Annotated in this window: 3 protein-coding genes; 1 reads left to right on the top strand and 2 read right to left on the bottom strand. The window is 45.3% G+C overall.

Going from position 1 to position 9,313, the window contains the following annotated elements; genetic code table 11:
* Positions 1-142 precede the first annotated feature (142 nt).
* A complete protein-coding gene (locus tag CAG69_RS06895) occupies positions 143-4,891 on the top strand; it encodes an OmpA family protein (RefSeq protein ID WP_161443357.1) in 4,749 nt (1,582 codons plus the stop codon).
* 79 nt (positions 4,892-4,970) lie between these two features.
* Here the strand turns inward: CAG69_RS06895 and CAG69_RS06890 are convergent, their stop codons facing one another.
* Both CAG69_RS06890 and tssH read right to left on the bottom strand, forming a co-directional pair.
* Positions 4,971-6,602: a sigma-54-dependent Fis family transcriptional regulator gene (locus CAG69_RS06890; protein ID WP_161443356.1), complete on the bottom strand. Its 1,632-nt coding sequence runs from the start codon at positions 6,600-6,602 to the stop codon at positions 4,971-4,973.
* The gene (gene tssH, locus CAG69_RS06885; RefSeq protein WP_161443360.1) at positions 6,589-9,267 is read right to left on the bottom strand and encodes a type VI secretion system ATPase TssH; all 2,679 of its coding nucleotides are present in this window, start codon (positions 9,265-9,267) and stop codon (positions 6,589-6,591) included. The genes CAG69_RS06890 and tssH overlap by 14 nt, the downstream gene beginning before the upstream one ends.
* Positions 9,268-9,313 lie beyond the last annotated feature (46 nt).

Below are 9,313 nucleotides of genomic sequence, written 5' to 3'. Positions count from 1 at the left end.
ATATGACACGAATGAGTGTACTAGATAACAAAACCAAACAAGCGTGGGATTGGGATCCGCTAGCTTATAGTCGCACTTTAGACCCTGTCATCGTTTATAACCTCAGAGCAAACGATGGTAACTGGTTTAAGGAGGCCAAATAATGGCCAGAATCTACGATGATGAGATCTACTTATTTGGTGCTTTATTCCACGGCTACGATACAGACGAAGGACGAATATTTGATTGGCATACAAAGTCGGACTTAACGCAAGTTGATGAGTTAACAGGTAAGATTCGTCCCATTCCTTTGACTCCAGTGATGGTCAATGCCTTTTCGGGAGGCGAACCTGCACTGTGGGGCACCACCAAAGAGGGAAAATTGGTGGAGTTAGGTTTAGGCGAGCCACCACAAGCAACGGGTAAGCAACCTTTATCGGGAGAAAAAGTCGGCTCTGAAACTTCTGCACCAAGCGATGTAGACAATTTTGAAGTGCTCAAGTTGGGCAACCGACCGGAAGGGATCAGCAAAAGGAAAAGCTATGAATTAAGCTTTCCGCCTTTGCGTTTGTTGGCGCAGATGATTGCGCCGCAGAATGATCCTGAAAGTACCGGGGGCGCAAAAGATCTGGCAAGCCTTACAGAAAACATTAAGCATTTTGCTCAGTACATTGATGATGGAACTAACGAAACTAACCAAACCGGTGTGCAGTTCCAACTTACTGAAATTGCCCTGAGCCAACTTGCCCCTGATTATGTTGGGGGCGATCTTACGCCAGAGCAACAACGCTACAACGATTGGTTGCAGCGTCAGAAAAAAAGAAACAAACCCCTAAAAGGTTTTGTTGTGCCAAGGATGCACAGTTGTGCAGTACTGTTCACAGACAAGCTTTATGGTGGAGCTGAGGTTTCGTTAATTCGCCCAGTTCAACGTATTCAGGCGGGTGATATAGAAAATGCAACTGAAAAAATTATCGCTGAAGGGACGGTCTCGGTAAAAGAACCTTTGTGGGCGACAAAAACGGAAGGTAATACCGTTTTACCAAGTGCATTGTTTAACCTTGATCCAAGCCAAGTTGAAGATGGTTTTTATTTGTTGCGGATCCAGTTTTGGGAAACTGAATGGAAAGCATTCGATGAAACACGTAAAAAGTTACCTGAAAGTGTGTTGAAGGCCAATGTCACAAAGCAGTTCATGAAACACCCTCAAACAGGTAGGGAGCAGAATGTATATACTTATGAGCTGCATGAAAAGCTGATATTTATTGAGACAGCGGGCATTGGCAAAATGGCGTGCGTGTGTGGTGACATGATCACCTTAGAGGAAGCGCTCATCCAACAATTCCCTAATCAGTTGCCATCTTATTCAGACTACGCGACGAAGGGGTTAACCTATCAAACTAAGCAAAAACCGGGCGTTGCACCGTTATCTTTGCATGCAGCGATCAACAAAACCTACGAATCGTTGAGCAGTGACTTTCTCTCTATTGAGGGCGCAAAGCTATATGGCCCACCTGCAGAAATGGCGAAAACCATCGGGCAGGCGCTATGGGAAAACAGTGAATCGGGGGCCTTACCTCCATTTCTGATGAGTGGTATCGCGTTACATTCGGCACTTGCTGCAACCAGTGGTATTAAAAAGAGCGTTAGCCTTGCAAAGATTTTTGCGCGTAAAGAGCTAACGCTGACACAAGCACAAGCGTTAGTGTTTAGAAAGCATGTCATCGATATTCCTTATATCAAGCGTGCTTTTAAAACGGCAGGCCCAGAGTCAAAAATCATGCGTGGCGTTGGACGATTAAGCAGTGATTTTTTGAGCGGAACAAATCGCGCGCTACCAGCAATTGGAGTTATCGCAAGTGGCAAGGAAGCGTTAGAGCAATATTCGGCGTTCTCTGAACAAATTAAAAATGCGAAAGAAGCGCAAGAGACTTTAAGCAAATACTCTGAAAACTATCTTTCTTCTTTAACGTTTGTTCGTCGCTTTGATAATCCAGAACATTGGCAAAAAAAGGCAGAAGCGGTGCAGGAAGCGCTTGGTAAAGAAGGGAATGCTCAGATCTTTGTTGATGGTCAAGGGGTCGTTGTTCGAATGAACTTCAAGTTTAACTCTGCTGAGTTTGAGAACGAAGTTCAAGTACTGCATATCGACTATATAGAAGTATGTAAAAAATTATGCCAGCTTTTATCCAAAAACCCTGATTACCAAGTTGCCATTATTGGCCATGCAGGGCCAATAGGAACGCATGAAAATAACTTAAAAATTTCCAGATTGCGTGCGGATGTCGTTAAAGAGGCCATCCTTGCCAAAGCAAGCGAAAAAGAACGAGCGAATCTAGAATCAAGGTTGTGGATTGAATTTAAGGGTAAGTCACAACTGATTGATGATATCGAAGGTTATGCCGACGTTAACGACCGATCAGATACTGCTGATATCGCTGTGAACCGACGTGTAGAGGTTAGGTTGATCATCCCTGACTTTGCGGTTTCCCTACCACCGAGCCGCTCGGGAACGATGGCATTAAATCGCGCGCATCAAATTTGGGAAGGGCATCAGCTTGCGGCAAAGGAAGCTCAAGATAAGTTGATTATTGCTGCCGTTGATGCAATGGCAAGTGTCGCAATCTGGACGCCTGCCGCACCAGTGGCTGCCTATTATTTTGCCGGTAAAGTGGGTACAGATCTTTTGGGCGCTGCAACTGATTTCTATGGCGACCTTTTTGGTGATGCGACGTTTAAGGAGATCAAAGCTCAGTACAACAACAAAAGCATGCTAAAGACACTCAGTAGCATCAACAAAGAGCTTATCTCTCTGTACAAAGGGATAAGTCAAGACCTTCAACCTCAGGTCATTGATGCTGTTGGCTTAGCTGACTTTCTCAAAAAACAGGCGAATCATGATGAATTGTTGAAGCGCTTTTTGTTGCGCTCTTATGCTTTGAATTCATTGATTGAGTTACTAACGCTTCTCCGCGCTAAGTGGAGCCTGACGGGTGACTTTGATGATTTCATTGAGGATTATCGAGTTGACGAGTTTATTCAGCTGTATGTCATGAGTGATAACTGGGAAATTCCAGTCGATGATGGTAATACACTGGCCCTGAACTGGGTAAACCGATTTAAAAAATCTGGTTTGTTCTCTAACTCAGATGCCAATAGCTCGTTACAATGGAGTTACGGTGAAAAAATAGGTGGTGCATTTAATACAGGATTCCCTGTACAGACACGTCTATTCTTGGACCGAAAATCAGATGAGTCCCTGCAAGAAAGTGCTTCTATCCGAGAAGGCCTAAAAGCATTTTGTCACGACTTCAACTTAGCTAAAGAAGAACTTGGCCGTGATGATATAGAGTTCAGCCGCTTGCTGGTTCAAGACGGTGAGAAATGGACGCCATATGTAGAGTGGGCATTTGCGCAGAATGGACGAAAGCTACGCCCACAAACTCGCGTGAAACTACAGGTGGTTTTAAAAGACAATGTCTCATCTAAGGCACTGTTTTTACAGGAGGTCGCTTATCGCGCAGCCGTTGTTGGCTTGGTTGGCTTGGACTCTCATGGGCCAACCTTTGATGTGTTGTTTACAAAAATGGATGCTTCTCAATTCGAAGACCCTGATAAAGCGATTCAAAAACACTTTGAGAGTAAAGGTGTCGAGGAGTTGTATGGTCTTGAATTTGAGCCAACATATGGCTTTGGTGAGTTTTTAATCCATGGAATCAAGCCGCTATGCCCAAATGTTAAAGTCATAGATGAGGTGAAAGCCTTCTTTACAGGTCAAAGCGTGTTTGAATATGTTCGAGACACTGGTGCTTTTGAACAGATGAAATATGTCTTCTCACTGGGAGGGCATGATTTACTAGCGGGTAAGTTAGAGGGCTTGGGTACATATAAAAACTACACTCTAGATATTACTGAAGTTAACTTTGGTATCGATGGTCAAAGCCCTGCACAAGAAGCGAAAAACTTTAACGGTCGAACATTGGAAAAGACGAAACTCACAGACACTGACTTTTTGATCGAAGAGTTTGTCATGAGTGAGTCTGCATCATCTCGAGACAGTACACCGAAGGTGATCGATGGCAACCTTATTATTTTGCCTGGTGTTGAAATTGACGGTGACCTTGCTTGGGGTGAAGGCAATGCGAATAAACTGATAAGCAACAAGTTTGATTGGTCGAAAGAGCAACGGTTCTCACTTTGTTTTGCGGTGTTGGGGGATGATCGTGCGAGTGACGACTACGATACAATGTTACTCAATGCCATTGAGTGTGGGGTGAAACTGCAGATCAAAGATGGTCCAGTTAAACATGATGTGATGCATTATGCCGGGGTAGTCAACATTCATTCTCGTCTTGTTACCGAGAAGTCAAATACTGGGTATAATGGAATAGAAACAAGAACCGTTTTTGATCTAGAGCTTGACGATAGCGGCGCGACTAAGCGTACAGGTCTGGAGCAAAGCGCCGTTCAATTTATTGATCAGAATGACGCGAATTTCTCCCGTTTATTAACTTCAAGAGAGAAAAAGTACCTTTATATCATTCGCTTTGAGTACTCTTATGTGTCGCCTACAGGCAAACTAGTTAATGGTTTAAGACCTTTTGGTGATGTTTTAGATGGTAATGATCTAAAACCTATCAAACTTGAGCTGGCTTCATTTGAACAAATGGATGTAAGTGAAGGTTATGAACTACCGAAGTTTGAGCTTCAAGTTCCTGCGGTGAAAGACTTCATGACGGGTAAGCCATGGATAGAAACGGTTGAAAAGGAAATTGCGACAAGTGAGGCGAATCACTTACACTGGAAAAACCTAGGGGTACAGAACGAGCAGAAAGGATATGTTGAGAATTGGATAACGAAACAAGCGTCTTCGCTCAATGCTCCGGCAATCGCTCTTTTACAGGCAAAGTAACATACAAAAAACCGCCTTCGGGCGGTTTTTCTTTTCTTATGACTTCATACTGAATTTAGAATTTTCTTTTTAAGCCCCATCAACCCGCTGCAGAAATATCGTATTTCTTCATCTTATGGTTGAGAGTGCTCATTGGCAGCGCCAATTGCTCAGCGGCTTTCTTGGTGTGCCAATTGCAGGCATTTAAGCAATCGATGATCACTGTACGCTCGTATTGGCTAACGACGTCCTTAAGGCTCTTTGAAACGTCTTCTAAATCCGCTTGTGCTTGCTGCTCGTAAGCAGATTGCTCTGGGGTAGGTGAAGCTACTTTCATTTCGATACTTGGTACATCTTCTGGGATTTGTTCGCCAAACTCAATGTGAGTAATGGTTTCAAAATCGGACAGTAGCACCGAGCGCTCAATGATGTTCTTAAGCTCACGCACGTTACCTGGGTATTGATAGGCAAGGAGCTGTTTACGTACATTGGCACTTAACCCTGGCGCTTGCGGCAAACCTAGCGTGTTAGTCGTGTGTTGCACGAAATGCTCAGCAAGGGGAATAATGTCCGACTTGCGTGCTCTCAGTGGTGGTAATGTAATAGGGAAGACATTCAAGCGATAGAACAAGTCGGCACGAAATCCGCCATCTTTGATTTGCTGCATAAGATTACAGTGCGTTGCCGCGATAACGCGAACGTCCACTTCAATCTCTTTGCTGGTGCCGATTGGGCGAACTTTACGTTCTTGTAGCACACGTAGCAACTTTGCCTGCAGTAGCATTGGCATATCGCCAATCTCATCCAAGAAAAGCGTACCGCCGTTGGCTGCTTCAAACAAACCGACTTTGTCTTTGTCTGCGCCCGTAAATGAGCCTTTCTTATGGCCAAAGAGTTCTGACTCTAATAACTGCTCTGGGATTGCGGCACAGTTCTGTACGATCAAAGGTTGTTCTGAACGATTAGAGTTTTCGTGAATGTATTTCGCGATCACCTCTTTACCAGCGCCCGTTTCACCACGCAACAGCACATCGACAGGAAGAGATAGCACCTTATCAAGACGATTCAAGACATTGAGCATTTCTTCGCTCTCTGCAATAGGACCTTGATAGGCTTTCTGGGTACGCTTTTTGAGCTGAGTGTTCTCGCGTACTAGGGCTTGATTGTCGGCATTGAGATTTTTTATTACTTGCCCGTATTGCTCTAACCACACAGCTTGGCGAATATTACTCGCGGCCATTCGACAAAACTCCGTCAAGGCTGCCTCGTTGTCGATGACGTTCAAATCGAGTAAGACTAACAGCCCAATGGTTTTGCTTTCGCTATCAATCAAAGGCCAAGCCAGTAAGTTCTCGCTTTTTAATCCCAGTGTCTGCTCAGTTTGATAGATGCTTTCGCAGTCATAGCCGTTGTACTTATACAACTCGTTAATCAAAACCACTTCACCATTACGAATAGCAAAGTTAAATGGGTCGTTTTCACTGGCTGAGTCTAACTGCAACGCTTCCCAAGGGTGGGAAACGATTGTTTTATCGTTATGGTGAGCGGTACTTGGAATCAACGCCTGGCCAGTCTGGTCCAAAACATAAATGATGCCGTGCTTTGCGAGGGTCATTTGTCTCGCAGCGGTCAACACAGCATCCAACGTTTGGGTAAGCTGGCTGCGATCAGCCAAAGACTGACTGATCGCAAGTAGGGCGTTACTAAGTTCGCTATGGTTAGCTGAACGCATAGGTTAGTGTTCCTTGCTCATCGACAGACACTTCGATTTGCGTATGTGAATCATCCTTGTCATGCACCAATAGCTGAGTCGATAGTTGCGGCAGCAACTGACGGTTGATGACCGCGTCGATATTACGCGCGCCTGTTTCAGCAAGGCGACAGTTACCTAATACGAACTCAACCAAGCTTTCTTCGTAGCTTAGCGACAACTTGTGATGGCTCTGTAGACGCTGAGAAACTTTGTTCAGCTTGTGGTGAATGATTTCTGTCATTGCTTCATCAGACAGCGGAACAAACGGAAGCACAGACATACGCGCCAACAGCGCCGGCTTGAAGTGTTGGTTCAAAGTAGGGCGAATAGCTTCTGCGATGATGTTCGCATCGATGTCTTTTGATTGATGAACCAAAGATTCAATCTCGTGCGTTGCAAGGTTACTGGTCATGATGATCAGCGTGTTCTTGAAGTCGATGGTGCGACCTTCGCCGTCGTTCAGCGTGCCTTTGTCGAACACTTGGTAGAACAGGTTCAACACTTCAGGGTCGGCTTTTTCCACTTCATCAAGAAGAACAACAGAATATGGACGTTGACGAACCGCTTCTGTCAGCATGCCTCCTTCACCGTAACCTACGTAACCCGGAGGTGAACCAATTAGGCGAGATACGGTGTGCTTCTCTTGGAACTCAGACATGTTGATGGTCGTCATAAAGCGCTCGCCACCAAACATTTGGTCAGCAATCGCTCGAGCAGTTTCGGTTTTACCCACACCACTTGGACCAACCAGCAGGAATACGCCCGTCGGTGCGTCTGGGTTACCTAGGCCGGCTTTTGCAGTTTGAATGCCTTCAGACAGTGCATCGATAGCGTATTCTTGGCCTTTGATGCTTTGTGTTAGGCTTTCTTTCAGTTTTAGCGTGGTTTCTGCTTCGTCTTGAAGCATCTTACCCATAGGAATACCAGTCCAGTCCGAGATCACGTGGCTGACTTCATCTGGGCCCACTTCAAAGTGAACTAGTGGGTTGCCATTGCGGATTGCATCTAGCTGTTCTTGGCAGGCCGAAATTGCAATGCGAACGGCTTCTTCATCCATTTCTGCATATGGAGAAACGTCTTGCTCTTGTTCTGAATCTTCTTCTGCAACAAGCTCCTCTTCATTTGTTTCGCCAAAGACCAGTTCATGCAAGCGAGAGCGTAGAGCAATCATCTCTTGGATCTGCTCTTTTTCTTTGTGCCATTGCGCTTCTTGTTCTGCTAGCTCTTCTTTCGTTGTTTCCATTGCCAGTTTTAGGTCTGGAATGTTAGCAAGGCTGTGCTTGTCGCCAGTTTGCTGCAGAGCATCACGCTCAAGTGCTTCAAGCTCGCGCTGTTGAGCTGCAAGTTCTTGTTGCAGTGTCTCTACAGAAGCAGGAATGGCATTAAGGCTGATGTTCACTCGTGCACACGCCGTATCTAGTACATCGATCGCTTTGTCTGGCAGTTGACGGCCAGAGATGTAACGAGCAGAAAGCGCTGCCGCAGCAGTGATAGCATCGTCACGCACGTAAACGTTATGTGATTTTTCATAAGCAGGGCGCAGACCACGAATGATCAATGCTGCTTGTTCAGGAGACGGCTCGTCGAGTTTCACCAATTGGAAACGACGTGCAAGGGCAGGATCTTTCTCGAAGTACTTCTTGTATTCCGACCATGTTGTCGCAGCGATGGTTTTCACTTCGCCACGTGCTAGGGCAGGTTTTAACAAGTTTGCTGCGTCGCTGCCGCCTGCTTGGTTACCGCCACCAACAAGGGTGTGTGCTTCATCGATGAAAAGAATGATAGGGGTTGGCGAGTTTTTCACTTCATCCAATACCGCGTTTAGGCGTTTTTCGAATTCACCTTTTACGCTTGCACCTGCCTGCAAAAGACCCATGTCCAAGCCGTAAAGCTCAACACCTTTGAGGTTGTCTGGTACGTCACCTTGTACAATCTTAAGTGCCAAGCCTTCTACTACTGCGGTTTTACCAACGCCCGGTTCACCAACAGCAATAGGGTTGTTTTTACGGCGACGAGCAAGAATGTCCACGATTTGGCGGATTTCTTGGTCACGGCAGAAAACAGGATCGATTTCGCCTTTGCGTGCTTTACCAGTGAAGTCGGTTGTGAACTTGCTCAGTGCTGAGCCATCCTCACGAGCTTGTGTTTTCTCTGAAGTAGCAACTTGCGCCTCAATAGAGTGGATTGTTAGCTCTGCAAAGTTACGCTTAAGGCTGTCAGGGTTTACCGCTTCAAGGATAGAGGCGTAACCACGTTGGCCGTAACGGAGAGGGTTGCTAACAAGAGTAAGGAGTAGGGCACCAGAGCGGATTTGTGTTTCGGATAGATCTAAAGAAGATACCAGCCAGCTTTCTTGCAACCATTCGATTAATAAAGCAGAAAAAACAGGTTTGCTGCCATTTCCTTTGGCGTTGGTATCGAGTGTGGATCGAACCGACTGTCTTAATAAGTTCTCAGAACAATCAAAATGACTTAATAAGACGTCAAAATCACTATTTGGCCTTTCTAATAGACTCAGTAAATAATGCTCAATTTGAACTTCGTTTGCTTTTTCAGATACTGCAAGTGCAGCGGCGTCTTCTAATGCTACTTTTGCAATCGGGTGTAGACGCTGAATTAATGAAGAAAGGTTTATATGTATCATAGCCATTTTATTCTTTGGAGGAAAAGAGGTAGCGGCTATTATACTA

The organism is Vibrio sp. V43_P6S15P86 (assembly GCF_009904725.1).
Lineage (GTDB): Bacteria > Pseudomonadota > Gammaproteobacteria > Enterobacterales > Vibrionaceae > Vibrio > Vibrio diabolicus.
The sequence above is the reverse complement of the archived record's forward strand: the minus strand, read 5'-3'. Positions and strand labels throughout refer to the sequence as shown.

Excerpts from the sequence above, each read along its gene's own strand:
- CAG69_RS06895 (WP_161443357.1), top strand. The coding sequence starts at position 143 with ATGGCCAGAATCTACGATGATGAGATCTACTTATTTGGTGCTTTATTC.
- CAG69_RS06890 (WP_161443356.1), bottom strand. The coding sequence starts at position 6,602 with ATGCGTTCAGCTAACCATAGCGAACTTAGTAACGCCCTACTTGCGATC.
- tssH (WP_161443360.1), bottom strand. The coding sequence starts at position 9,267 with ATGATACATATAAACCTTTCTTCATTAATTCAGCGTCTACACCCGATT.